Here is a 24,256-nt window from a genome sequence, read left to right as displayed (position 1 = left end):
GATGTTCGCTCGAGCGCCGAGCAGGCGCCGCGTGACAGCGAAGCGGTGAACGACAAGCAGTAAGGAAAAAGACGGTGAGCGCACCAACTGCACGGCCCGGGCCCTCGGCTCGCAGGCCAGCGCCCTCGGCCTCCCAGCCGACCCCCCGAGATGCCGGAGCTGCCGCCTCCGCTCCGGCGCGCCGCCAGGTCCCGCCCGAGAAGGTGACCGGCGCCCAGTCCGTCGTCCGCTCGCTCGAGGAGCTCGGCGTCGACACGGTATTCGGGATTCCGGGCGGTGCGATTCTCCCCGTCTACGACCCGCTCTTCGATTCCACCCGGGTGCGTCACGTTCTGGTCCGGCACGAGCAGGGCGCCGGACACGCGGCGACCGGTTACGCCCAGGCCACCGGCAAGGTCGGTGTGTGTATGGCCACCTCCGGTCCGGGCGCGACGAACCTGGTGACCCCGATCGCCGACGCGCAGATGGATTCCGTGCCGCTGGTGGCGATCACCGGACAGGTCGGCCGCGGCCTGATCGGCACCGACGCCTTCCAGGAGGCCGACATCTCCGGCATCACCATGCCGGTGACCAAGCACAACTTCCTGGTCAACGATCCGATCGACATCCCGCGCATCATCGCCGAGGCCTTCCATCTGGCTGCTTCGGGCCGGCCGGGCGCGGTGCTGGTCGACATCCCGAAGGATGTGCTGCAGGCGCAGACCACCTTCAGCTGGCCGCCGGAGATGCGGCTGCCCGGCTACCGCCCGGTCACCAAACCGCACGGTAAGCAGGTGCGCGAGGCCGCGCGGATGATCGCCGAATCCAAGGCGCCCGTGCTGTACGTCGGCGGTGGCGTGATCAAGGCCGACGCCTCGGCGGAACTGCTCGAGCTCGCCGAACTGACCGGCATCCCCGTGGTCACCACCCTGATGGCGCGCGGTGCGTTCCCGGACAGCCACACCCTCAACATGGGTATGCCCGGTATGCACGGCACCGTGGGAGCCGTTGCGGCGCTGCAGAAGTCGGATCTGCTGATCACCCTGGGCGCGCGGTTCGACGACCGTGTCACCGGCCAGCTGGATTCCTTCGCGCCCCATGCGAAGGTCATCCACGCCGATATCGACCCGGCCGAGATCGGTAAGAACCGGCACGCCGATGTGCCGATCGTCGGTGACTGCCGCGAGGTCATCTCCGAACTGATCGAAACCCTGAAATCCGATCCGACCTTCACCAATGCCGAGGCTCCGCTGCTGGATCTGACCGCATGGTGGACCTACCTGGACGGCGTGCGCAAGCAGTACCCGCTCGGCTACGGCCCCACCTCCGACGGTTCGCTGTCGCCGGAGTACGTCATCGAGACCCTGGGACGGCTGGCCGGACCCGACGCCATCTACGTGGCCGGTGTCGGCCAGCATCAGATGTGGGCCGCGCAGTTCGTCAAGTACGAGAAGCCGCGCACCTGGCTGAACTCCGGTGGTCTGGGCACCATGGGCTACGCCGTGCCCGCGGCGATGGGCGCCAAGATGGGCGCGCCGGACAAAGAGGTGTGGGCGGTCGACGGTGACGGCTGCTTCCAGATGACCAACCAGGAGCTGGCCACCTGTGCCGTCGAGGGCGTCCCGATCAAGGTCGCGCTGATCAACAACGGCAACCTGGGCATGGTCCGGCAGTGGCAGACCCTGTTCTACGAGCAGCGCTACTCCAACACCGATCTCGGCACCCACACCCTGCGCATCCCCGATTTCGTGAAGCTCGCCGAAGCGCTGGGCTGCCACGGCATCCGGGTGGAGAAGGAAGAGGACGTCGAGGCCGCGATCCGTGAGGCGCAGTCGATCAACGACCGTCCCGTGGTGATCGACTTCATCGTCGGCAAGGACGCGCAGGTGTGGCCGATGGTCGCCGCCGGCACCTCCAACGACGAGATCATGGCCGCCCGTGGCATCCGACCGCTGTTCGACGATGACGAGCAGGCCGCCGAACCCGCCGTCATCCACGAGGCCATGTCCCATGACAAGGCGACCCTGGCGGCGCACGAACGGGCTTCGCAGAAGGAGACCAACCTGTGAGCACCACCCACACCCTCAGCGTGCTGGTGGAGGACAAACCCGGCGTGCTGGCCCGGGTGGCGAGCCTGTTCTCCCGGCGTGGATTCAATATCGAATCCCTGGCCGTGGGCGGCACCGAAGTTCCGGACATCTCGCGGATGACCATCGTCGTCACCGTGGAGGACCTGCCGCTGGAACAGGTGACCAAGCAGCTCAACAAGCTGGTGAACGTCATCAAGATCGTGGAGCAGGACGCCGACGCCTCGGTGGCCCGCGAGCTGATCCTGGTGAAGGTGCGCGCCGACGCCAGCGTGCGCACCCAGGTGATCGAATCGGCCAACCTGTTCCGGGCTAAGGTCATCGACGTGTCGCCCGATGCGCTGACCATCGAGGCGACCGGCACCCGGTCGAAACTCGAGGCACTGCTGCGGATGCTGGAACCGTACGGCATCCGTGAGATCGTGCAGTCGGGAGTCGTGGCCGTTGGCCGCGGCCCCAAGTCGATCACGGCGACCCGCTAAGTTAGCTGTGATCGACAGTCGGTGTCGGTGCTCCCCGCGACGCGGGGCCCGACCCCCATATCGAACAAACCGCGCATCTGCGCATTACGTTTCCCCGCGTCGGCGGGGATGAACCACTCGGAAGGGACACAACCACAGTGGCAGTCGAGATGTTCTACGACGACGACGCCGATCTGTCGATCATCCAGGGCCGCAAGGTCGCCGTGATCGGCTACGGCTCCCAGGGCCACGCACACTCGCTGAGCCTGCGTGACTCCGGCGTCGAGGTGCGCATCGGCCTCAAGGAAGGCTCCAAGTCGCGGGCCAAGGCCGAAGAGGCCGGCCTGACCGTCGGCACCCCCGCCGAGGTCTCGGAGTGGGCGGACGTGATCATGCTGCTCGCCCCCGACACCGCGCAGGCCAAGATCTTCACCGAGGACATCGAGCCGAACCTGAAGGACGGCGACGCCCTGTTCTTCGGCCACGGCCTGAACATTCACTTCGGCCTGATCAAGGCCCCGGCCAACGTCACCGTCGGCATGGTCGCCCCCAAGGGCCCCGGCCACCTGGTGCGCCGCCAGTTCGTCGACGGCAAGGGCGTCCCGGCCCTGATCGCCATCGACCAGGACCCGAAGGGTGAGGGCCAGGCCCTGGCGCTGTCCTACGCCAAGGGCATCGGCGGCACCCGCGCCGGCGTCATCAAGACCACCTTCAAGGAGGAGACCGAGACCGACCTGTTCGGTGAGCAGGCCGTTCTCTGCGGTGGTACCGAAGAGCTGGTCAAGACCGGTTTCGAGGTTATGGTCGAGGCCGGCTACGCGCCGGAGATGGCGTACTTCGAGGTGCTGCACGAGCTGAAGCTGATCGTCGACCTCATGTACGAGGGCGGCATCGCGCGGATGAACTACTCGGTCTCCGACACCGCCGAGTTCGGTGGCTACCTGTCGGGCCCGCGGGTCATCGACGCCGACACCAAAGAACGGATGCGCGCAATCCTTCGCGACATCCAGGACGGCACCTTCGTCAAGCGCCTGGTCGCCAACGTCGAGGGCGGCAACAAGGAGCTCGAGGGCCTGCGCAAGCAGAACGCCGAGCACCCGATCGAGGTCACCGGCAAGAAGCTGCGCGACCTGATGAGCTGGGTCGACCGGCCGATCACCGAAACCGCGTAAGGTTTTCGACCGACCGAGGCCCGGTGTGTCAGGAGTTCCTGGCGCACCGGGCTTTTCGTTGTTCGCGCCCGGTCGACGCTACGCCGCGGAACCATCGGCCTGGTCGCGTCGATGGTGCCCGGCTGACCATGCGGAAAAGATTCGCCAGATGATTGCTGGGCGCGTCCGTCCGCGGGACACTGAAGGCATGGCGAATGCGCTCGTCGATGGGAACAGCAGCACAGCGTCGCCCGCGGGACGTGCGGTGCGTGCCACCGTTCCCCGCTCGTCGCTCGGCGAATTCCGTCCCGCCCCCGATCGCGATCCGATCGCGATTCTGCAGCGGGAGGACGCGACTCGGGTGCCCGATCTGGTGCCGATCCGCTATGCCCGGATGGCGACCGGGCAGTTCTCGTTCCTGCGCGGCGCTCCCGCGATCATGGCGGCCGACCTCGCCACGCTTCCGCATACCGGGTTGACCGTCCAACTGTGCGGCGATGCGCATCTTTCGAATTTCGGTATCTTCGCCTCCCCGGAACGGTCACTGGTATTCGACCTCGACGATTTCGACGAAACCCTGCCCGGCCCGTTCGAATGGGACGTCAAGCGGCTGGTGGCGAGTGTGGCCGTGGCGGCGGGGGAGAAGGGCTTCCCCGCGGAGGAGGCCACCGTCGCCGCCCGGACCGCGGCCACGGCCTACCGGGAATGTATGCGGCGCCTGGCCGGCATGGACGCCTTGGACATCTGGTACGAGCAGGTGGACGAGGAGACGGTGGCGAATATGGTGAGCCGCCCGCAGTTTCGTGCGTCCGTGGACCGCGCCTTCGGAGCAGCCCGCAAACGCACCAGTCTCGACGCGCTGAACAAGCTCACCTACACCGACGAGCAGGGCGTGCTGCGTATCCGGCATCGGCCGCCGTTGGTGACACCGGTCGATTACGTCGACGCGCAAACCGTCGAGGAGGTGTTCACCGCCTATCACCGGTCGCTGCCCGAGGAACGGCGGGTGCTGGCCGAGCGCTATCGCATCGTCGACTACGCGCACAAGGTGGGCGGGGTGGGCAGTGTCGGCACCCGCTGCTATGTGATCCTGACGGTCGACCGCGACACCGGCGGCCCGCTGTTCCTGCAGATGAAGGAGGCCGAACGATCGGTGCTCGAGCCGTACCTCGCGCCGAGCAGCTTCCAGCACCAGGGCCACCGCGTCGTCCACGGCCAGCGTCTGCTGCAGACCTCCAGTGACATCTTCCTGGGCTGGGTCTCCGGGCCGAACGACCGCAACTACTACTTCCGGCAGCTGCGCGATATGAAAGGTGGCGCCGACATCACGCAGATGTCGAAGGCCGCCCTCCGCGACTACGCCGGAATCTGTGGCCACACCCTCGCTCGGGCGCACGCCCGTTCCGGCGACCGCATCGCCATCGCCGACTATCTCGGCGGGGGAGCGGCATTCGAGAAGGCGATGACGCGCTTCGCCCTGGCCTATGCCGAACGCACCGCCGCCGACTACCGAGAGTTGTTGCGCGCCATCGACTCCGGGCGGGTGCAAGCCGCGGCTGCGGGGTCTTGACCGTTCGCCGCGCCGCTCGGTGAGCGTCGGCCGCGCAGCGAGGCGTGGCCCGGTGCCGAGGGCGCGCCGGACGTACGGCCGGTCGTCTCACCGGTATCCGCCTACTCGCTCGTAACCGGCGCCGCGCTCTAGGGTGCTCGGGACAACGGTGTCAGCGAACCGCACCAACTCTCGGAAGGACCCCTCGCTGTGCCGAGTGCATCGACCGCAGATCTGCCCGTCCCGACCGCCGCCGCCCGGCGTTCGGAGGTGATCCATCGCTTCCTCGTCAAGCCGGCCGACGCCGGCATCGTCGGTGCCGTCGACGGCGGCAAGCTCCTGGAATGGATCGACAAGGTCGCCTACGCCGGCGCCGCCCAGTGGAGCGGCCACTACTGCGTCACCGCGTACGTCGGCAATATTCATCTGGACCGCCCGATCGAGGTCGGCGAGCTGGTCGAACTGCACGCCAATCTGGTGCACACGGGCCGTACCAGCATGCACATCCTGGTCACCGTGTATTCGACCGACCCGACCCGCGTGAAGCCGGTGCAGAGCGCCCAGTGCCTGACCATCTTCGTCGCCGTCGACGACGAACGCCGCACGGTCGAAGTGCCGCAATGGCATCCGACGACGGCTCTGGAACTGCGACGGCATCGGCAGGCGAAGGTCCGGATCGCCGTCCGTAAGGAAATCGAAGCCGCGATGGCCGCCCAGCGCTACACCGCCGAGGGGACGGCGCCCAGCGCGACGTTGCGTTTCCTCGCCGCACCCTCCGATATCAATTGGGGCGGTAAGGTGCACGGCGGCCGCACCATGCAGTGGATCGACGAAGCCGCTTACGTCTGTGGCGCGAAGTGGGCCGGCCAACACGTGCTCACCTCGTACTTCGGCGGCATCCGCTTCTACCGGCCGATCGTCATCGGCCACGCCGTCGAGGTGACGGCCCGGTTGATTCATACCGGACCCCGCAGCATGCACATCAGCGTGCACGTCACCTCCACCGACCCGCATTCCGGCGAACCGGAACTGGCGGCACACGGATTGGCGGTGGTCGTCGCCTTGGATCCGGATGCCAAGGCGCGCTCGATCCGGCAGTGGATTCCGGCCTCCGACGAGGACATCGCCCTGGACGCCCACGCCCGTCATCTGATCGGATTGCGTTCGCTGGTAGAGGATTTCACCCCGGCCGACGCCGTGCCGGAGGACGCCGAGCCGAACCACTTCCGTATCACCGTCGGCTAACGTTCGGAGTCCTGCTGGTTGGGCCGGCGCCGAACTGCCAGGCCGGGTGGCGGTGTCGCGACGGGGGAGTGCCGTAGCGGACGATTTCCGCGCGGTCGGTCGATTCGGTGGTCGCGCGGCGCGGTCAGCTGGTGCGACCGAGTTGCGCGACCCGCGTGATCTGTTGCTGCTGTACTTCTTTCGCGACGCGCAGGAACTCGAGAGCGGTGCCGAGTTCCCCGATATCGAATCGCCCGAGGGCCTTCGTTCCCGCGCGGCCCACCGGTTCGAAGATCTCCTCCGCGACCCGGGCGGCCTTCGCGGTGGCCTCGATGAGCTTGCGGCGGCGGTTCTCGGGATCTTCTGTGCGCGTGACCATTCCGGCTCGGATCAGGCGGTCCACCACGGTGGTGGTGGCGGCCGGGCTCAGGCGCAGTGCGGTGCTCAGCTCGCCTGCCGAGAGCCGTCCGGCTCCCAGCACGATATCCAGACAGCGCAGGTCGGTGCGATTGAGCCCCAGATGAGCGGCGGCCGCCTCGTCGAAGGCGTCGAAGCTCTGCTGCAGCTGTCGCAGTTCCCGGGCGATCTCGCCGATCAGTTCTTCTTTCGACATTCGAAACTTTCTGTTATCGTAACGTTCGATAGTCGAATTCTAGCATCGAGAGGTACGACCATGAGCACCCAACTCGACACCCGAGCCGACGATTCGGCCCTGCGCGGCCTGTTCGACGACCTCATGAGGACGTGGACCGACAACGACGCGACGGCTTACGCGGCCCTGTTCACCACCGACTCCGACTACGTCTCCTACGACGGGACTCGGGCGACCGGCCGCGACGAACATCGGGCCAACCACGACAAGCTCTTTCGCGGAGTGCTCGCCGGTTCGGCGCTGGTCGGTGAGCTCGAATCGATCCGTTACGTCACGCCCGACGTGGCGATCCTGCACGGCACCGCCTCGGTGCTCATGCCCTGGCGCAGCCGCCTGCCCAAGCGCAGGGCGTCCCGCCAGACATTGGTGACCGTGCGCACCGAACGAGGCTGGGCGATCACGGCACTGCACAACGGACGAGTCCGGCCGGTCACGATTCCGGAGCCGGAGTCCTTCCCCTCGAAGATGGCTCAGCTGATGAGCCGCGTGGCGCGCACCTTCGGGCTGGGCCGCTGAGCGACCGGGGCGGGTGAGTCCTCCGTTCGTGATCGGTGACGGCGGATCACAATGGGCGCCAACGGAATCCGCGGCCGCCCGAAACGCCTCGAATGATTCCGCGAGTTCCCCGGTGGCGTTGCACATCACCTGGGTGCGGTTCTCGAGGTCGAGGGCGTGGCGCAGACTCGGCATCCACCGTCTGCCACATCGTCTCTTTCGTCATCCACACCGCGAGGGGGGAATGGGCGGCGATCTCCTCCGCCATGCCTTGCCTCCTTCGCGGTTCAGCGCGGGACGGTGCCGCCGTCGATGACGAATGTCTGACCGGTGATGAAACTGCCTGCGTCCGAACACAACAGCAGTGCGGGCCCGACCAACTCGTCCGGCTTACCGAGCCGCCGCAGCAATGGCGCCGCGGCCATCGCGTCCACCACTTCCTGCGGATTGTTGCGGACCATATCGGTATCCACCGCCCCCGGAGCGATCGCATTCACCCGAATCCCGTCGCCGGCGAATTCGGCGGCCATCGAGCGAGTGAACGACAACAACGCCGCCTTCCCCGCCGAATACATCGCCAGCCCGCCGGAAAACCCGAACGCCCCGATCGACGCGAAGTTCAATACCGCCGCGTGCTCGCTCTTACGCAGATGAGGCAACGCCGCCTGCACCAGAAACAACGGCCCCTGCACATTCACCGCGAACGACTTGTCCACCGCTGTCTTCTGCATGCTTTCCAACGGCTGAGCCAGCGCATTGGCGGCATTGTTGACCACGATGTCGACGCCACCGAACGTCTCCACCGTCTTCGCCACCAACGCCTGCAACTGGTCGATCTCGCCGAGATGGGTGGGCACCCCGATCGCCTCGGCCCCCAGTTCCCGCAACCGCTCGGTGGCTTTCTCACAGGCCTCCGGTTTCCGGCTCGCCACAACCACATTCGCGCCGGCACACGCCAGCCCCTCGGCGAGAGCGAGCCCGATACCCCGCGTGCCGCCGGTGACGATCGCGGTCCGCCCACTGAGGTCGAAGAGTTTCTGGAATGAGCTGCGGTCCACGGAGCCGGCCTCTCTTGCGGGTAACGCGGGTGTGCCCCGCCGCTGAACTGACGACGGTCGCTGTCAGTTCTACCAGTGCACCTGCGCCGGCGGCACCGTTATCCGGATTCGGCGTCGGCTGGTGCGTTTCAAAAACTCCACGCAGGGCGACGGCGATGTTGCCGATGTCGACGCCATCGACCTCACCGCGAGTTCGTCACTTGCGGCACTGCGGCGCAGCAGATCGGGCCTGCCTCCGCCTACTCGGTACTGGGCGGGTTCGCGATCGTTGCCGTGGTGCGCATGAACCTGCGTGCGGGCCGGGGAATCCGGCGAAACAGAGGGGTGCTCTGCAACGTCGGGCGGGAGCCGGGGGGACGCTCGCACTGGCCCACTGGCCCACTGGCCGACTGGCCGACTGGCCGACTGGCCGACTGGCTGGATCGCTGGCTGGCTGGCCGATTGGCTGACTGGCTGGATGGACTGCGCTGGGCGGGGTGCTCCGCGTCGGCGTTGCGTCCCGACGATCCCATCCGGCTCTGCGCGACCGCCGCCCGCTGAACTACGGTGGACTTCGACCGAACGCCCCGTCACCGGGAGGTGTCTTGCGCTCCACCGCCCGCACACTGCCGATCCTGCTCGTCCTCTTCGCGGCCGCCCTCCTGCTGCCGGTACGCGCAGGCGCCGACACCGCCATCGACGACACCACCTCCCACCGCATCGACGAACTCGTCGCACTACGCGCCGGCGCGATCGGAGCGAGCAAAGGCGAACTAATCGACCTGCTCTCCAAACAATTCCTGGGCACCCCCTACGCCGCGAACACCCTCATCGGCTCGCCAACCCGACCCGAACAGCTGGTAGCCGACTTCCGTCAGGTGGACTGCTTCACCTTCCTCGACTACGTAGAAGCCCTGAGCCGAACCACCGACCGAAACCGCTTCGAAGCCAACCTGATCGACACCCGCTACGCGGGAGCCCAAGTCGACTACACCCACCGCAAACACTTCTTCACCGACTGGGCACAGGTTGCCGACGTCGCCGCCACCGATATCACCGCGAATCTGTCACCAGCCGCAGTCACCGTCCCCAAACACCTCAACGCCAAGGGAGACGGTGATGTCTACCTACCGGGTATCCCGGTGGTCGACCGCAACATCACCTACATCCCCAGTGCGGCGGTAGATCAGGGTGTCATCAACGGCCTACGAACCGGCGACTACATCGGCGCCTACGCCGACCAACCCGGACTCGACGTCACCCATGTCGGAATCCTCACCATGACCCCGAGCGGCCCGGTCTTCCGAAACGCGTCGTCCCTCACCGCCGACAACAAGGTGGTGGATACCCCGCTGGGGGAGTATCTGCAGACGGTTCCAGGCGTGGTCGTCCTGCGCCCGCAGCCGGCGTAGAACTCGGCTCGACCTTGCGCGTCGGGCCTACCATGGCCCTATGTCCCTGCCGCGGATCGAACGCCCGGACCTCCCCGAATACATGACGTGGGAGGAACTCGAGCAGTTGCCTGAGGAGATCGCCGATCAAATCGAGCTGTGGGACGGACGAGTGGTGTGGGTGCGGCGAGGGCCTGCCGAGCATCAGGCATTCACCAGACGCGTGACGAACGCTTTCGAACGTTGTGCCAGAAAGAGCATGTCGGACCAGCCTGACGACTGCTGGCGCGTCGAGTCTGAAACCAACGTCTTCCTCGGAGCCAGTGGGAAAACAGACTTTCTGACCCCCGACTTCCTTGTCTACCGTTGCCTCCCATCGCCGTACCAGGATGTACGAGCCACCGACACGGTGTTGGTAGGTGAGGTGTTGTCACCGTCGAACACCCAGTCCGATATGGAGGCGAAGAAGGGGCGATACGCGACAGCCGGGATTCCTTGGTATTGGGAGGTGACGCTGGCCCGGGAGAACAGCGCCATCGCGACCGTCCGCGCCTACGCCCTGGAAACCGAACACGGAAAGCTCCCCGCAGGGGTACGACCACTGCGATCGGCCAACTACCTGCTGGCGGGGGAGTGGACGACTTCGGCCGAGGAAGGGATTCGTTTCGACTTTCCTTTCGCGATCACCATTCCGTGGTCTGAACTCGAGTACTGATCGAACGGACAGAGGTGAGGTGGCAACAACAACCAGGTTCCTGGCCGTGCGATAGACGGTCGCTCTTGTTTCGTCAACCTACCGTCGAATGTTGGTCAACTAGCGGCTTTGAATTCGTCGTATCGCACAGCAAGTCGATCCCGAGATGGTTTGTGCTTTCGTCGTGATGGCACAAACAGCTTGCGGCCGTTCATCTCCTGTAGTCCGTGCCGCAGCATCGGTCCGTCTTCGTCGTTCATAAGCTTCTGATTGATTCGGACCTCGTAGTCGGGCGAGATACCTAGGAAGTTGGAATCGTAAGCGGCATGGTGAATTTTGCACATACTCAAACCATTGTCGATTGTCGGCGTGCCGTCCGGCTTCCCGTCGGCGATGATGTGTGCCGCATCCAGTAGTTCACCGAGCTTGAGGTTGCAGATCGTGCATTGGTACTCGTAGGCATTCAGCACACGTGCTCGGAACTCTGGCTGATGAAGGCGCTGTTTCGTAACTCGCTCGATGTAGCGCCGTTCTATTTCGTCTGGATGGGTCGGGTCCGGCAGCCGACGGAGACTCTCGTCGAGCGCGATCAGAAATTGACGTTTTTCCTGATCATCCGCGACCACATAGACGGGGTATATGGGAACGAACAGGCCATCTTCGATCTTTCGTAGCAGGATCAGGGGTAGGTCGAGCTCATACGCCCGCCTCAATTTGCGATTGTCACCATTGATGCTGCCTTCGCGGTATGCGTACGCGAACAGGGATTCGCCCACCTCTTCGTCCGAGTAGCCGCTCTTGGGGTCCGACAGGATCGACAGCGTTGCATTCATATCCGCCGGATTCCGAATGCCCCGGTTCCGATCGATCAAACGATGGACTTTGCCGTCGACGATGAAGTCCCACAGTTGTTCTCGGGTGACGACACCCGTCTCACGCACCAACTCATCGAGGTGACGGAACATCGCCTCGCGAAGGGCCTGTTCGAAGGTCGTATCCACTAGTGAAGTGTGCCATGTTCGGTTCCGTGTTGTTGATCTTCTCGGTCACAAGCTCGACCCAGAAGTGTTCGTGCGCTACTGGTCTCGGCTCATGGCTCGGCACTGCCACATCGGGTGTGCTCCTATCTGCGTTGCATTGGCTCGTAGATCAGCACATCGAATTTGGGGGCATCGGGCCATGTCGGGCGGAGAGTGCCGATGCGGGACCATCCCCACCTCACATATGTGCGGTAAGCGCGGTCGTTGTCCGGTCGGACCAGCAGGGTCGCGCGGCGTTCGGGTCTGCCGCTGAGCAATTCGTCGTGCAGTGCCCGTGCGAAGCCTTGGCCGGTGAATTTTCTGCGCACCATGATCTCGCTGAGCGCGAAGGTGCGGTTGCCGTTCTCGGCGGTGAAGGCGGCGAGGTCGCCCGCGTCGAGCTCCAATCCGGACCACCACCGAGTATCCGGTCCTAGCGGCCAGCCCCATGCTTGTCCTGCCGGCTCGTCGCCGATTCGGGCGATGACCAACTCGAAGCCTTGGCCTCGCTGTGGGTCGGTGTAGGTGTCGAAGCGGTGCATGAATGCTTCGGGCGCTTCGAACTCGTCGCCGGATTCTATGGTGTCGGTGTAGGAATCTCGGAAGATTTGCTCGACTCGGTCTCGGACTGCTCGTGCTTCTGCGGCCGTGTAATGCTGGAACGAGAGGCCGTCGATCGAGGATGGGGCGGCGCTCATGAGACACCTATCGTTTGGCGCTGGAGGCCGTCGTAGCGGCGGGCGAATTCGTCATCCGGGATGCTGTCTGCGATCGCACGGACCGGGGCCAGCAATCGAAGGGTGCGTGTGGACGATACGGCGTTCTCCAGTTCTGTCAGGACCGAAAGGCCCTGAGTTATGGCGTTGTTGACGTCGCCTGTATTGCCGAGTGCTGCAGCCAAACTTGCCCGGTAATTGACACGGTTGCGGATTCCGACCCCTTTTGTGTCTTCATCGGCGATCAGTAGAGCCAATGCCTTCCCGGGCTGGCCGAGGTCGCCCAACCCACGGGCTTCTTGTGAGCGGATCTCGCTCGCGGTCACGAATCGCAGCCATCGGGGACATTCGGGAAGCGGTTCGTGGGCGTTGGCGGCATCCAGTTCACGCCACGCTGTCGCCACTGCGCGGTCGAACGCCACTCGGTCCTGCAGGAGTGCGTGGGCGAGTGCTTCTCGAATCGCGATCAGCGCATGAATTCGGCTGGGAGGTCGGCCATGTGTGAGTTGGCGTGCGCGCTCCAGATGGCCGAGTGCACGCTGTGGGTTGCTTTCTCCGGTCCGGCTGAGTGCGATTGACTGATGTGCGGCATTCAGGCAGACGTGGACTGTCAGATCGTCGTCACCAGCCTGATTGGCGAGCGCGAACGCGTCGGCGTAGACCTGGCGGGCCAGTGGGTGCAGGTCGGCATCGTAGGCCATCCAACCCGTAATCGTCGCCAATTCACCGGCGGCGCTCATGAACAGGCATCCGGCCCGATCGGAAAAGGTGCCGGTTTCGAGCAGTCGCTTGGCGATGGCGAGATCTCGAAGGCCGGTCATCACAAGCGGGGTGCCGCCTATCGTCTGCTCGCGCTGAGCGAGGTCGGTTACGCGTTCGGCCAACTGGCGGGCTTCGCTTACCCCGACCGTGTGGGAGGAGCGCGGAGCGTCGGCAGTTGCCGTCAGTGCGGCGACACCCATGAACACTCCGAATTCGCGCCGCTTCACCTCGTCCTCGATTCCGTAGGTGCTCAGCTCATCGTGCTCACCCAGGTTATCGGTTGTGTGGGTCGGAGTCTTGGGGTCGCGCGCAGCCCGACTAGACGCCTTATCGGTAGCGACGACGGCCTTGAACCGCTCGCGTTGCTCGTCGGTGAGCCGGGACAACTCCACATCCAAGGCCGCGGCTGAATCGCCGCGCACCGGGCGCTCGTGAGTTGCTCTCTCCCACTTGCGGATGGTCGGCGGTTGGAAACCGAGCCGTTCCGCCAACTGCTCCTGGGTACGTCGAAGTGCGGCCGTGCGAAGTGCACGTACTTCCGCGCCGGTCCATGTGCTGACGATCATCCTTGCCCCCGATCGACACCCTCAACGGCCAGTGGCAGAAGCGTATTACTTCGGTGCGCTTCCATGCCTTCGGTTTGCGACGTTTCTCCGTGAAGCTCGAATCGGCCCCGCCGCCGGGTCGATGTCCGGATATCCGTGCGCCATCCACAACCGGCGGTGATCCTCGGCGGCGGGTGCCCTTCAACGAAAACCGAAGGAGCCAAATGTATCTCATTGTGACCGTGGGGAGGACGGTATGACACTTCCTACCGCTTATGTTGCGTCGGCTGGGCTGCCGAAGGGGCCGCCTCGTGCTCTCGGCTATATCGACCGGACCTTGCCGGGGTGGCCGGCGAATGAGCAGCAGGTGCTCGCGCATGCGGTGAAGTTGGGGTATTCGCCGGTGCGGGTGGTGTTTCGGACAGCGGGGGATATCGATGATCCGATCATGCGGCTGCTCGATCGGATCGGTGGGTACAACGCTGCGGCGGTGGTCGTTCCGACGGTCGAGCATCTCGGTGAGCGGCTCCGAATCGTCTGCGCGGCATGTGACGTGGAGGTGGTCGAACCGGAGGTTACCTATGCGCGGGCGCGACCCACGATTTCTTCGGAGCCGGCCTCGGGTGCGCGTGATTCACGGGCCGAGCCAGATGATTGAGATGTGGGGGTTGATCGCTTCGGTGGTGACCGTTGTCGGTGTGGCAGCCTTGGCGGTTGCCGCGGTTTCCTGTGCTTGGCCGGAGGTCGGGGGCGATCGAAAACCGGGACAAACCACACGTCCCGCTGCGAAAGTCGTTGTGCGCCTAGATGTCCTGTGGTACTCGCATGATCCATGCCGCCCGGTCGTCGGTGCCGACGGTGGGGGAGACGCACGAGGATATGCAGCTGCACGTGGAATGTGATCCCACCCTGTGCGCCGCGAAGGCGGTGGCGATGAGGACTCTCGTGGCCGCCGGGCGGGTGCGGCCGGACCGATCCCGGCGGCTGTGAGCGTCAGCGCTGTGTTCACGCACGACGGATTGCCCGGCCGGTGGGTCGGGTGTCAGGCCGCGCTGGTGTCGGGCGGTCGGGAGCGCGACTGCGACCAGCGCTGGTGTTGTTCGCGTTCGCGTTGGCGGCGTTGCTCCCGTTCGCGTTCGTCGCGCACATGGATGCGCGTGAGTATCGCGGCCAGGAGTTCGTCGGGGTGGTGGCCGTGGTTGATGCGGGGTGTCCGGGTGGGGTCGATGTGTTCGGGGGCGATCCATGCGGTGCGGCCCGGGTAGGGGGAAAGTTCGTCTTGCGCAATCGTTTTCCAGCCTCCGGGGCCGTCGTGGATCAGCGAGTGGCAGGCGTCGCAGGCCAGGACGAGATTGGTGATGTCGGTGGGGCCGCCTTTGGCGTAGTCGCGGATGTGGTGGGCGGCGCAGAGGCTGGCGGGGGCGTCGCATCCGGGGCGGGAGCAGCCGCGGAGGGCGGCGATGAGTGCCAGGCGCTGGGCCGGGGAGGCGAGGCGTTTCATCCGGCCGAGATGCAGGGGGAGTCCGGCGTGGTCGAAGATCGCCAGATAGGGGCGGGATCGTTCGGCCAGGCGCAGCGCTTCGGGGATCGGGACGACGCCGCCGGTGGCGGTGGTCGCGGCGCCCGAATCCTTTTCCAGGTCTTCAAGTTTCATGGTCAGAAGGGTGGTCACCGGCATGCCGCGGTGGTGGCCGAGGTCTTCGGCGACCAAGCCGGAGCGCAGGATCGCGGTGAGTGCGTCGTGGTTGCGTTGGGCGGCACTACGGTGATCGGCTCGTGCTGCCTCGGCCAGCGCCGTGGGGTCGGCGGTGTCGACATTGACGGCGGGGCTGTTCGGGTCCTCCGGGTTGCAGAGGCCGGGGCGGGCGTACTTGGCCAGCAGGGGGTCCAGGAGGGCGCGCAGCACGGGGTCGATGTCGCCGCGGATGGGGGACATGCCGTCCGGGCGTTGCCGACCCACGACGATGCCACGCATTCGGGCGCGGTCCTGGTCGGTGGTGAGGCGGCCGTCGGGGTCCAGGTAGGCCAGGATTCGGTCGCCGACCTTGCCGATGTCGTCCGGCGAGCCGGATCGGGCGAATTCGGCCAGCAGGTGTTCCGCGGCTTCGCGATCCGCGTCGGATACGCCTCGGGGCACGCGGTTCATGACCTGCGCGATCCCGCGCACGTGATCGGCTGAGATGTCGCCGTGGGTCAAAGCGGCTGCGGTACAGGGCAATTGCGGGTCGCGCAGTTCGCCGTCGAGATCGTGGAAGGTGCCTACCGAGCGGGCCGCGTTCACGCGGCTTCCCGCGTCGGCGCTCGATACCCGCAGGGTCTCCATCAGGAACCGCTTCACCGTCTTCGCGCCGGTGCGCGACGGCAGGGATCGCTCCTCGGCTTCGATCAGCAGGCGATGCTGCATCGCCGTCAGTCGGCGCGTGCAACTCTCCACATCTCGCATCGCCTGGATCAGTTCTTCGTCCGACAGCGGCGTCAGCGATCGTTCGAACAACTCGGAAACCGCAGCGAGCAGCGGTCTCGTGACCTGCTCGCCGGACTCCTCGTTGTTCGAATGCATGTTCGAATTTTATCAAGAAGGGGAGGGGTGTGCACCCCCTCGGCCCGTGTGGATTTCGACGTTCATTCTGAACAAGTGACCGAAAAGTCTTGCATTGCAGTGGGTTTCAGTGACCACAACAAGGCCGGCGTCCGGCCGCGGTCGGCGCTGTGCGAAACTCGCGCGTTCGAATGTCGCTCAGGGCGGAACCTGCGGGCAGTCGTTGTCGCAACTATTCCCAGCGGAGACCTGCCAGGGTGCGGCGGCACGGCACAGGGTCGCCCGCGTGGGCGCGATGACGAGCCGGTCGCTTTCCCAGCGTGCCGTCGACGACCAACAAGTAACCTGTCGGCTCTCGCGGCGCCCAGCCCAGGCTCACCGCCGGACGGGTCCCGCCATTGCCCTGAGTATGGCTACCGGGCGTGGCCACGTGCACCCCGCGCGTGGAACCGCATGTGCTGGTACCAACCGGGAAGGGAATTGTCGCCGATGCTGAGCTGGACGAGTTCGTACCCGGCGATCACCCGCCCGAGCTCATCCGGCTCCACCTTGGAATTCACGTACCGAGCGCACGTAGCGCAGCGCTCCGCGAAGCGAGGCGGACGCTCAAGCAACCTGCGTCAACAGCACTACCCCGAGCACGACCATCGTCCCCGCCACGAAGACATCGAGCACTCGCCACGCCATGGGCAGCGACAGCACCGGCGCGAGCAGTCGAGCCCCGTATCCCAACCCGGCGAACCACACTCCGCTCGCGACCATCGCGCCGACGCCGAAGGCCCAGCGCAACGACCCGTGTCCGGCGGCGACCGAGCCGAGCAGTAGCACGGTGTCGAGGTAGACGTGCGGGTTGAGCCACGTCATCGCCAGGCAGACCAGGACCGCGGTGCGGATGGACGCGGTGGAGTCGCCGGTGGTCGCGAGCGCCGCGGTGGCGGGGCGGACTGCGCGCCGGGCCGCGACACCGCCACATGCGATCAGGAAGCACCCGCCGGCGAGGCCGGCGACGGTCAGTGTCGCCGGATAGGCGCCGACCAGCGCGCCGAGACCGCCGACGCCGCACATGATCAGAATGGCGTCGGAGGCGACGCAGATGGCGACCACGGCCGCCACGGCTTGCCTGCGTACGCCCTGGCGCAGGACGAACGCGTTCTGCGCGCCGATGGCGACGATCAGGGACAAGCCGGCACCGAATCCGGCGAGCGCCGCCGAGAAGATACCGCTGTTCACGCAGCCGACGCTAGGGACCTCTACGGGATCAGTACAGCTAAAGGTTCTTAACTATCATTAGCGATCGTGATGTCAGAGCTTCCGGTTGACCAGGTCCGCACATTGCTCGCGGTCGTCGACGAAGGAACGTTCGACGCCGCCGCGGCCGCGCTGCATCTGACACCGTCGGCGGTGAGTCAACGGATCAAGGCGCTCGAACAGCGCACGGGACGGGTGCTGTTGATGCGCACGAAACCGGTGCGGCCCACCGAATCCGGACAGGCCGTCGTGCGTTTCGCCCGCCAGCTGGCCGCCTTGCAGGCCGCGACGCAGCGCGAACTGGGAATGGCCGGAGAATCCGAACCGATCTCGCTGTCCATCGCGGTCAACGCGGATTCGCTCGCCACCTGGTTCCTGCCCGCGCTCACCCGGGTGCCGCAGGACCCGCCGGTCTACTTCGACCTGCATCGCGAGGACGAATCCCATACCGCCACGTTGCTGCGGGAGGGGCGGGTCATGGCCGCGGTGACGTCGCTGGCCGATCCGATCACCGGCTGCACCGCGCGGCTGCTGGGGTCGGCGCGGTATCTGCCCGTCGCGAGTCCGGAATTCGTGGAGCGCCATCTCGCTGCCGGGCCATTGCCACAGCGCTTGCCCGAGGCCCCGGTGATCGTGTTCGATCGCCGCGACGAGCTACAGGACCGCTACGTGCGCGCGGTGACGTCGGGTCGTTCGGGAGCGAGCCGGCTCCGGCACTGTGTTCCCACCTCGGAAGGGTTCCGCGACACGATCGCGGCCGGGCTGGGCTGGGGGCTGGTGCCCGAAACGGACGCCGAGCCGCTGCTGCGATCGGGCGCCCTGCGGCACTTCGCACCGGGACAATGGGTGGACGTGCCCCTCTATTGGCAACAGTGGAAATTGGACGTGCCGGCGCTGGCCGTGGTGGCGGAGACGATAGGGTCCGCGGCCGCAGAGTTCTTGCGGCACTGAGGGAATGTGCGCGGGCCGACCGAGCAATCCGCCGCCGGGGGTCCGTCAGGCCACGGTCGATGTGCTCGGAGGCAGCCGGGAGGCCGTCCGAGATGTCGGCGGGCGAAGTCCATCGGCGCCGACGCCCGTTCGCGGCGAAGTCGACGTTGCGACCAAGGCGATGCCGACCGCCAGCAACCAGATGACGGTGAGCCCGGAAACCGTTGCCGTAGTGCCCCATCCGTTGGCCGCGTAGAAGTCGGCGGGAGCGTTCCCGAAGAACAGGGACGGCGCGAACGCCACGTTCACCACGGCCAGTGCGGCGGCGCATCGTCCCACCCAGCGCGGCAGGATGTGTGTCCGCCGGATCGAGATCGCGGCGGCGGTCATGAACAGGGCGGTCAGCAGCCGGGTGACCGTTCCGTAGAGCACATACGTTCCGGATACGGCGATGGTGGGATCGATGGGGTCCGGGGCCTGGATCGCGGCGCCGATCTCGAGGCCCATGCCGACGAAAGCGATAGTGGTCCAGAGTAATCCGGCGGTGCCGGCCAGCGTGCCCAGCCATTCCCAGCTGCGGTCGGCGGCCTTCACCAGATGGCCGAAGGCGGACATGAACACCACCAGGCCGATCAGTCCGACCAATCCGATCAGGCCTCGACCGAGGATGTTCCCGTCCGACGGCGGCCCGTCGTAGACGAAGTAGAGGGGGATTTCGACGAGCATCAGCGTGGCGCCGCAGATCGCGGCGATTCCCGCGATGCGGCGAAGGGTTTCGGTGGTCACGGCTCGTCCTTCCGAAGCAGAACACATTAATATATGTCTTAAACTATATCGGCCATACTAAGCTTCCGAGGGGTGATTGTCGACGACGGGATGAACTGGATGACTCGGGAGGTTCCCGGCCCCTTGGCCAGGCTGTGGCGGCTGCCGGTGGACAACAAACTGGGCCGCCCGGCCGCGCTCGACGTCGAGCGGGTGGTGGCGACAGCGGTGGAGCTGGCCGACCGCGACGGCCTCGCCGGTGCGACGTTACCGAAAATCGCTGCGGTGCTCGGCGTTACGCCGATGTCGCTGTACCGGCACATCGGCTCGAAGCAGGAGCTGCTGGGTCTGATGGCCGATGCCGGGCTGGGCGCGCCACCGCATCTTTCGGCCGGCCCATGGCGGTCGATGGTGCGCGACTGGGCACGTGCGCAACTGCAGGTGCATCGCGCCCGGCCCTGGCTGACCCAGCTTCCGATCACCGGCCCGCCCAGCGGACCGCACAATGTCGCCTGGATGGACGCCGGACTGCGCGCACTGCGCGAGACCGCGCTGGATTGGCCGGCGAAGGTCGGCGCCCTCATGGTGGTCAGCGGCTATGTCCGCGAAGCATTCGTCACCGCACGGCAACTCGAACAGGCCAGGGCGGCAGTCGATCTCGACCCGGCGACCGCCCTGCACGACTACAGTCGCCACTTGCGCGGACTGGTGGACCCGGAAGAGCTTCCGGATATGGCCGCGCTACTGGCCTCCGGGCTGTTCGACACCATTGAGCCCACCGACGCCGATCCGGACCTCGACTTCGCCTTCGGCCTCGATCTCGTCCTCGACGGCGTCGCGACAGCGGTGTCGGCGGCCGAGTCGGGTTTCCCGCCGGCGGGCCGAGACGCGTAGCCGTCGTCAACCGACAGCGTCGAGCGCCGCCGTATGCTCCGGCACGACGGTGAACAGCGCGGCCGCTGCGGCGCGGATGTCGTCCATCCGCAGATCGACCAGCTCGCCGGGCTGCGGTTCGAAGTACAGATAGGCCGCCGCGGCGCACGAGCCCATGCTGCCGCCGTAGGTCTCACCGACGCGCACCCGGAGGTCGGCATGCGCCACCCCCGGTATGGCTCGCAGCTGATCGACGGTCGGTACCGCGATGACGAGACCGTTGGCCAGCGGAACGCCGACCGCCACCAGCGACCGGTAGGCGCGCGGCGTGGGCCGGCCCGGGTCGCGGCCCACGGCGATCTCCACGCCGGCGGCAATCGTGTTGATGCCGAACAGGATCTGGGCCATCATCGGCAACCCGGCGCCCCCGGCGCGGCAGGCGATCTCGCCCAGAAGGTAATCACCGGAGCGGGTGCGGAAGATCTCGCAGTGCACCTGTCCGGTGCGCAGGCCGAGCACGGCGATCGCGCGGGTGGTCAACGCCTCCACCGACTCCGCTTCCGGATCATCGGCGGGGAGCCCGATGAATTCCGCGATACGCCCGCTGCCGACGGCATCCAAAATGGTTGTCGGATAACGGGTTGTCAGCGCGAACCGGCGTTCGCCGTCGACCACGACCATATCGCAGCTGTATTCCGCGGCCGCGTCCACACAGCGCTCCACCAGAAATCCGTCCGGCGCCGCGTCGAGTGCGTCGTAGACCCCGGAGGCGCGCAGCATTGCGGCGTAATCGTCACCGTCGCCCACCTGCGGGGTGAAACGCCCGGCGGCCGCGAACTCCGACATCTGCTGTGCGGTCTCGACTTTCGTCGTGCCCAGGGCGCCGAAACCCCGGCGTGGCTTGACGACCACGGGCCAGCCGAGCCGGTCGGCTACGGCGCTCGCCTCGTCGAACGAGCGCGCCACCCCCCATCCGGTGACCGAAATACCGGCCTCGGCGAGGCGACGCTTCATCGTCGCCTTGTCGGTGAAGGCGAGCGCTTGTTCCCATCCCTGTCCGGCAACACCGAACCGCGTGCGGAGGAAACCGGCGGCGGCGATGGTGATTTCGTCCGTGCTGATGATCCGGGTGACGGGCAGCGGCGCGACGGCCGCGGCCAATGCGGTGTAATCCGACCAGGAACCCACGGTGTGCAGCGGCGCCGTGACGCCGGCGGCGCGCCAAAGATGCTCGGTGCCGGCGGGAATCAGGCAGTGGACCGGGCCGTCGATGCGGGGGAGGTAGGGAGCGACGAGTTGCGGACGGGTCGCGACGAGGACGGTTACCACCGGATTCACCCTTTTCGACAGCCCCGGAGGGCGGTTTGCTCGGTTGACGAAGCGAAAGGTAATCAGCGGTGTTGGCCGAGTGGGGAACTGTCGTCGACAGTCGAGTGACACATCGACCGTGCGTCGGAAACGGTCGGTAACGACGAGCGGCCCGGCACCTTCGTGAGGTGCCGGGCCGCTCGTTCGACCGAGATCAGCTGCTGCCGAACCAACCCGGCGGCACGATCTGGCGGAAACCGTTCCAGCCGTGGCCGTGCCGGTCGAACGGGTTGCAGTCGCCGCGGTGGTCCCAGCCGCGGTCCCAACCACGATCCCAGCCGCGGTCCCAGTCGCGACGGCCGTCCCAGCCGCCGTGGCCGTGCCCGTGGCCCGGGTGGGCAACCTCGGTGGCGACCTGGTCGCTCACGACGTCGGCCTGGGCCGGAACGGCAAGTGCGGCAAGGGGTGCGGCGACGATGGCGCCGGCGACGGCGATACGCGCTACGGTGCGTTTGGTGCGATGTTCGCTTGTGCTCACGGTGAATCCTTCCAATCCGGTTACACCCTACGCAGTCTGACGCAAATCGGACATGGCGTCACGGGTGCTGGCACGAGATTCAGGGGTGAATCGTCCTCGAGGACCACCCCGAGTGGGGGATGGCCCGGAGTGAGACGCGAATCAGCAACTGCCGAACATGCCCGGCCAGTAGTACAACCGCCACGGGTAGTAGCCGTAGTACCAGCCGAGCGGCCACGGTTCGACCGGAACGACCTGCAGATACGACCACTGTGCCTGCGCGGCCGCGGGCGGTGTGTTCGTGGTGGTCTCGGCGCCGGCCGTGGTGCCGGACCCGGCCGCGCCGGCCAGCGCGATCATCACGGTTGCGGCGACCGTCGCCGACGCCCGGCGCAACCTCGTGGGCGTGGCAATCGAGGACACGTCCAACCCCTTTCAACTCGCTTGCCCCGCAACTGTGTCCGATTCGGACGCGCACGTCACGGCCGCGATACGCCCAGGGGTGAGAAGGCGGCTCAGCCGACGTCGCGGGCGTCGCCCTCGGGGTTCGCGGGGTCGATGTGCCAGCTCCGGATCCGCCGCGGATGGATCCGAATGACGGTGTGCGAGAACCAGTCCGGCGCGACGGGCGGCGTGTCGATGTCGAGGATCTCGCCCACGCCCCGGATCTCGACCCCCCGACCCCAGCCGGGCTTCACCTCGGCCGGATCGTCCGGAGTCATATCGTCGACGACGAGGCTGACATTCGGGTTGGCCCGCACATTGCGGTAACGCTGCGCCGCGGGAGTGGGACCGCCGATGTCGATGGTGCCGTCGTCGTTGACTCGGAACCCCACCGGCACCAGTTGCGGGCGACCGTCGCCGGTCACGGTGGCGAGCCGACCCAGCGACTGTGTGGCCAGATACCTGCGTTCGGCAGCGGAGAAGATCATGCGTCCACGCTAAGAGCTGAACCGCACTCGAGGTCAAGAGTCGGTGGTGGCCGCGCCGACGGCCGCGGTGTCGATCGGGGCGGGGCTTTCGCCGCGTCGGCTGTCGTCACCGTTCGACCAGGCGAATTCCGACAGTGCGGGGTCCAGGGGTGCGCGGGTCAGGCGATTGCCGAGGGTGGAGAGGGTATAGGCGCCGATGCCCAGGACCACCTCGAGCGCTTGCTCGGTGGTGTAGCCGTGGCTCAGGAAGGCGCCGAGGTCTTCGTCGGAGACGTTGCCCGCGGTGTCGACGACGGTGCGGACGAACGCCTGGCAGGCGGCGAGGCGATGGTCGGGCAGGGGAAGCCGGTCGCGGAGGGCGGTGATCAGTTCGGGAGCCGCGCCGATCGCGGTCAGTTTCGCGGTATGCATGGCGACGCACAGGTGGCATTCGTTGCGCGTCGCCATCGTCATGATCAGTACTTCTCGGGACAGTTGGTCCAGCGTGCTCGCTTCGAAGAGGGCGCTGAGCTTCAGGAAGCCGTCGAGCAGGCGCGGCGCGGTGGCCATCTTCGCCACGGCCGCGGGAAGGTAACCGAGCCGGGCGCTGCTCGCCGCCATCGCTCGGCGGGCATCGGCGGGGGCGGAGTCGAGGGTATGGGCGGGGAAATGCACGGTCGATTCCTTCAATTAGACAACCAGGTTGTCTAAATAGTAAACCCGGTTGTCCAATGATGCAAGGTCGACGGTAGCGGTCGAACCTCGAGTTCAGCCGCCGAACCACCCGGCGACGTCGAGCCGGAACGACTCCGGCGCCACCATCTTTCGCAGGGCGGACTCCATATCTCGCACCTGTTGCGCGCCCAGCTCCCGGACCCAGCGTCGCCGCAGGCGGTCGAAGATCTCGGCTGCTTGCCGGAGCGAGTCGATGCCGCGCGGCGTCAAGCGCACGATCTTGCGCCGGGCGTCATCGGGATCGTCGACGCGCTCGGCGTAGCCCAGCGCGGTCAGCTTCTCCACGGTCTTACCCGCGGCCTGTTTGGAAACGCCCAATCTGCGGCCGATCTCACTGGCTGTCGCGCCCTGGGTGCCGATTGCCTGCATGGCGAAGCCGTAGGCCGGGCGGACGTCGGGATGTCCCCGCTCGGCCAGTTCGGCGTGCAGTTCGTCGATCAACGAGCGAAAGCCGGCGAACAGCAGCAGTGGCAGTTCGAACCCGGGACCGTCGACCGAATCCGGGCCACGCTTTCCGACAACCATGTTGACGACAGTAGTGCGCGGGATCCGCGCGTGTGTCGCCGGTCGCGCCCGATCCGGTGGTGTTCAATACAGCGTGAGTTGTTCGGGCGAGTGCTCGCCCCGTTCTGTCGGATACCGGAGGCACGATGAGCGACAATCGCGCA

Annotated in this window: 26 protein-coding genes and 1 pseudogene; 12 read left to right on the top strand and 15 right to left on the bottom strand. The window is 66.4% G+C overall.

Translation table 11 applies throughout. From position 1 onward, the window contains the following. The first annotated feature begins 74 nt into the window (after nucleotides 1-74). From ON37_RS17210 to ON37_RS17190, 5 genes are all read left to right on the top strand, one after another. Nucleotides 75-2,048: an acetolactate synthase large subunit gene (locus ON37_RS17210; protein ID WP_040720622.1), complete on the top strand. Its 1,974-nt coding sequence runs from the start codon at nucleotides 75-77 to the stop codon at nucleotides 2,046-2,048. Beyond that, entirely contained in the window at nucleotides 2,045-2,548 is a 504-nt protein-coding gene (ilvN, locus tag ON37_RS17205; RefSeq protein ID WP_040720620.1) for an acetolactate synthase small subunit, read from the top strand. The genes ON37_RS17210 and ilvN overlap by 4 nt, the downstream gene beginning before the upstream one ends. Before the next feature lie 149 nt (nucleotides 2,549-2,697). Continuing rightward, complete coding sequence (gene ilvC / locus ON37_RS17200) at nucleotides 2,698-3,699, top strand: ketol-acid reductoisomerase (RefSeq protein WP_174362114.1); 1,002 nt, start codon at nucleotides 2,698-2,700, stop codon at nucleotides 3,697-3,699. Between the two features lie 187 nt (nucleotides 3,700-3,886). Then, nucleotides 3,887-5,248 carry a DUF2252 domain-containing protein gene (locus tag ON37_RS17195; RefSeq protein ID WP_040720617.1) on the top strand — a complete coding sequence of 454 codons (1,362 nt, stop codon included), beginning with the start codon at nucleotides 3,887-3,889 and terminating at the stop codon, nucleotides 5,246-5,248. A 213-nt stretch (nucleotides 5,249-5,461) separates the two neighbouring features. Then, nucleotides 5,462-6,472: an acyl-CoA thioesterase gene (locus ON37_RS17190; RefSeq protein WP_210741114.1), complete on the top strand. Its 1,011-nt coding sequence runs from the start codon at nucleotides 5,462-5,464 to the stop codon at nucleotides 6,470-6,472. A 124-nt stretch (nucleotides 6,473-6,596) separates the two neighbouring features. Here the strand turns inward: ON37_RS17190 and ON37_RS17185 are convergent, their stop codons facing one another. Next, on the bottom strand, nucleotides 6,597-7,064 hold the full coding sequence (locus ON37_RS17185) for a MarR family winged helix-turn-helix transcriptional regulator (RefSeq protein WP_040720615.1): 468 nt from the start codon (nucleotides 7,062-7,064) through the stop codon (nucleotides 6,597-6,599). A gap of 60 nt (nucleotides 7,065-7,124) precedes the next feature. Here ON37_RS17185 and ON37_RS17180 point away from each other — a divergent pair, with 60 nt between their 5' ends. Then, nucleotides 7,125-7,619, top strand: coding sequence for an SgcJ/EcaC family oxidoreductase (locus ON37_RS17180; RefSeq protein ID WP_040720613.1), 495 nt, complete (start codon nucleotides 7,125-7,127; stop codon nucleotides 7,617-7,619). A 78-nt stretch (nucleotides 7,620-7,697) separates the two neighbouring features. On the opposite strand, the pseudogene ON37_RS31850 reads toward ON37_RS17180, so the two are convergent. Continuing rightward, nucleotides 7,698-7,863: pseudogene (locus ON37_RS31850) on the bottom strand (enoyl-CoA hydratase/isomerase family protein); the annotation flags it as partial. Nucleotides 7,864-7,885: 22 nt separating this feature from the next. Then, nucleotides 7,886-8,656 (bottom strand): SDR family NAD(P)-dependent oxidoreductase, encoded by a 771-nt coding sequence (locus tag ON37_RS17175; protein ID WP_040720612.1) that lies wholly within the window; start codon nucleotides 8,654-8,656, stop codon nucleotides 7,886-7,888. A gap of 584 nt (nucleotides 8,657-9,240) precedes the next feature. On the opposite strand from ON37_RS17175, the gene ON37_RS17170 reads away from it, so the two are divergent. Together ON37_RS17170 and ON37_RS17165 are read left to right on the top strand one after the other, a co-directional pair. After that, nucleotides 9,241-10,047 carry a DUF1460 domain-containing protein gene (locus tag ON37_RS17170; RefSeq protein WP_040720611.1) on the top strand — a complete coding sequence of 269 codons (807 nt, stop codon included), beginning with the start codon at nucleotides 9,241-9,243 and terminating at the stop codon, nucleotides 10,045-10,047. A gap of 40 nt (nucleotides 10,048-10,087) precedes the next feature. Then, a complete protein-coding gene (locus ON37_RS17165) occupies nucleotides 10,088-10,741 on the top strand; it encodes a Uma2 family endonuclease (RefSeq protein ID WP_040720610.1) in 654 nt (217 codons plus the stop codon). Nucleotides 10,742-10,836: 95 nt separating this feature from the next. Here the strand turns inward: ON37_RS17165 and ON37_RS17160 are convergent, their stop codons facing one another. The 3 genes from ON37_RS17160 to ON37_RS17150 all read right to left on the bottom strand — a co-directional run bounded on the left by ON37_RS17160 (nucleotide 10,837) and on the right by ON37_RS17150 (nucleotide 13,783). Continuing rightward, a complete protein-coding gene (locus ON37_RS17160) occupies nucleotides 10,837-11,721 on the bottom strand; it encodes an HNH endonuclease (protein WP_040720609.1) in 885 nt (294 codons plus the stop codon). Nucleotides 11,722-11,843: 122 nt separating this feature from the next. Beyond that, entirely contained in the window at nucleotides 11,844-12,437 is a 594-nt protein-coding gene (locus ON37_RS17155; RefSeq protein ID WP_040720608.1) for a GNAT family N-acetyltransferase, read from the bottom strand. Further along, nucleotides 12,434-13,783, bottom strand: coding sequence for a helix-turn-helix domain-containing protein (locus ON37_RS17150; RefSeq protein ID WP_040720607.1), 1,350 nt, complete (start codon nucleotides 13,781-13,783; stop codon nucleotides 12,434-12,436). The genes ON37_RS17155 and ON37_RS17150 overlap by 4 nt, the downstream gene beginning before the upstream one ends. A gap of 235 nt (nucleotides 13,784-14,018) precedes the next feature. Here ON37_RS17150 and ON37_RS17145 point away from each other — a divergent pair, with 235 nt between their 5' ends. Both ON37_RS17145 and ON37_RS32975 read left to right on the top strand, forming a co-directional pair. Beyond that, nucleotides 14,019-14,420, top strand: coding sequence for a hypothetical protein (locus tag ON37_RS17145; RefSeq protein ID WP_157171478.1), 402 nt, complete (start codon nucleotides 14,019-14,021; stop codon nucleotides 14,418-14,420). 167 nt (nucleotides 14,421-14,587) lie between these two features. Further along, nucleotides 14,588-14,752: a hypothetical protein gene (locus ON37_RS32975; RefSeq protein ID WP_157171477.1), complete on the top strand. Its 165-nt coding sequence runs from the start codon at nucleotides 14,588-14,590 to the stop codon at nucleotides 14,750-14,752. A gap of 52 nt (nucleotides 14,753-14,804) precedes the next feature. Here ON37_RS32975 and ON37_RS17140 read toward each other — a convergent pair whose 3' ends face one another. After that, nucleotides 14,805-16,322: an HNH endonuclease signature motif containing protein gene (locus tag ON37_RS17140; RefSeq protein WP_040720605.1), complete on the bottom strand. Its 1,518-nt coding sequence runs from the start codon at nucleotides 16,320-16,322 to the stop codon at nucleotides 14,805-14,807. Nucleotides 16,323-16,907: 585 nt separating this feature from the next. Next, complete coding sequence (locus ON37_RS17135; RefSeq protein WP_040720603.1) at nucleotides 16,908-17,531, bottom strand: LysE/ArgO family amino acid transporter; 624 nt, start codon at nucleotides 17,529-17,531, stop codon at nucleotides 16,908-16,910. A 69-nt stretch (nucleotides 17,532-17,600) separates the two neighbouring features. Here ON37_RS17135 and ON37_RS17130 point away from each other — a divergent pair, with 69 nt between their 5' ends. Beyond that, nucleotides 17,601-18,500 carry a LysR family transcriptional regulator ArgP gene (locus ON37_RS17130; protein ID WP_040720602.1) on the top strand — a complete coding sequence of 300 codons (900 nt, stop codon included), beginning with the start codon at nucleotides 17,601-17,603 and terminating at the stop codon, nucleotides 18,498-18,500. Between the two features lie 45 nt (nucleotides 18,501-18,545). On the opposite strand, the gene ON37_RS17125 is transcribed toward ON37_RS17130, so the two are convergent. Beyond that, on the bottom strand, nucleotides 18,546-19,265 hold the full coding sequence (locus ON37_RS17125; protein WP_174362113.1) for a hypothetical protein: 720 nt from the start codon (nucleotides 19,263-19,265) through the stop codon (nucleotides 18,546-18,548). Between the two features lie 72 nt (nucleotides 19,266-19,337). Between ON37_RS17125 and ON37_RS17120 the strand changes: the two genes are divergently transcribed. Continuing rightward, a complete protein-coding gene (locus ON37_RS17120) occupies nucleotides 19,338-20,138 on the top strand; it encodes a TetR/AcrR family transcriptional regulator (protein WP_245553239.1) in 801 nt (266 codons plus the stop codon). A 6-nt stretch (nucleotides 20,139-20,144) separates the two neighbouring features. Here ON37_RS17120 and ON37_RS17115 read toward each other — a convergent pair whose 3' ends face one another. The 6 genes from ON37_RS17115 to ON37_RS17095 all read right to left on the bottom strand — a co-directional run bounded on the left by ON37_RS17115 (nucleotide 20,145) and on the right by ON37_RS17095 (nucleotide 24,113). Beyond that, nucleotides 20,145-21,446 carry an ATP-grasp domain-containing protein gene (locus ON37_RS17115; RefSeq protein WP_157171476.1) on the bottom strand — a complete coding sequence of 434 codons (1,302 nt, stop codon included), beginning with the start codon at nucleotides 21,444-21,446 and terminating at the stop codon, nucleotides 20,145-20,147. Between the two features lie 193 nt (nucleotides 21,447-21,639). Next, on the bottom strand, nucleotides 21,640-21,963 hold the full coding sequence (locus tag ON37_RS31025; protein WP_157171475.1) for a hypothetical protein: 324 nt from the start codon (nucleotides 21,961-21,963) through the stop codon (nucleotides 21,640-21,642). 141 nt (nucleotides 21,964-22,104) lie between these two features. Next, nucleotides 22,105-22,365, bottom strand: a complete 261-nt coding sequence (locus tag ON37_RS17110; protein ID WP_157171474.1) for a hypothetical protein — start codon at nucleotides 22,363-22,365, stop codon at nucleotides 22,105-22,107. A gap of 92 nt (nucleotides 22,366-22,457) precedes the next feature. Next, on the bottom strand, nucleotides 22,458-22,874 hold the full coding sequence (locus ON37_RS17105; RefSeq protein WP_040720599.1) for a PPOX class F420-dependent oxidoreductase: 417 nt from the start codon (nucleotides 22,872-22,874) through the stop codon (nucleotides 22,458-22,460). Nucleotides 22,875-22,907: 33 nt separating this feature from the next. Continuing rightward, nucleotides 22,908-23,528, bottom strand: coding sequence for a carboxymuconolactone decarboxylase family protein (locus ON37_RS17100; protein ID WP_210741074.1), 621 nt, complete (start codon nucleotides 23,526-23,528; stop codon nucleotides 22,908-22,910). Nucleotides 23,529-23,621: 93 nt separating this feature from the next. After that, nucleotides 23,622-24,113: a MarR family winged helix-turn-helix transcriptional regulator gene (locus ON37_RS17095; protein ID WP_040720598.1), complete on the bottom strand. Its 492-nt coding sequence runs from the start codon at nucleotides 24,111-24,113 to the stop codon at nucleotides 23,622-23,624. Between the last annotated feature and the right edge of the window lie 143 nt (nucleotides 24,114-24,256).

The organism is Nocardia veterana NBRC 100344, from assembly GCF_000308855.1.
GTDB classification, from domain to species: Bacteria; Actinomycetota; Actinomycetes; order Mycobacteriales; family Mycobacteriaceae; genus Nocardia; species Nocardia veterana.
This window is presented reverse-complemented; position numbering and strand designations above follow the sequence as displayed.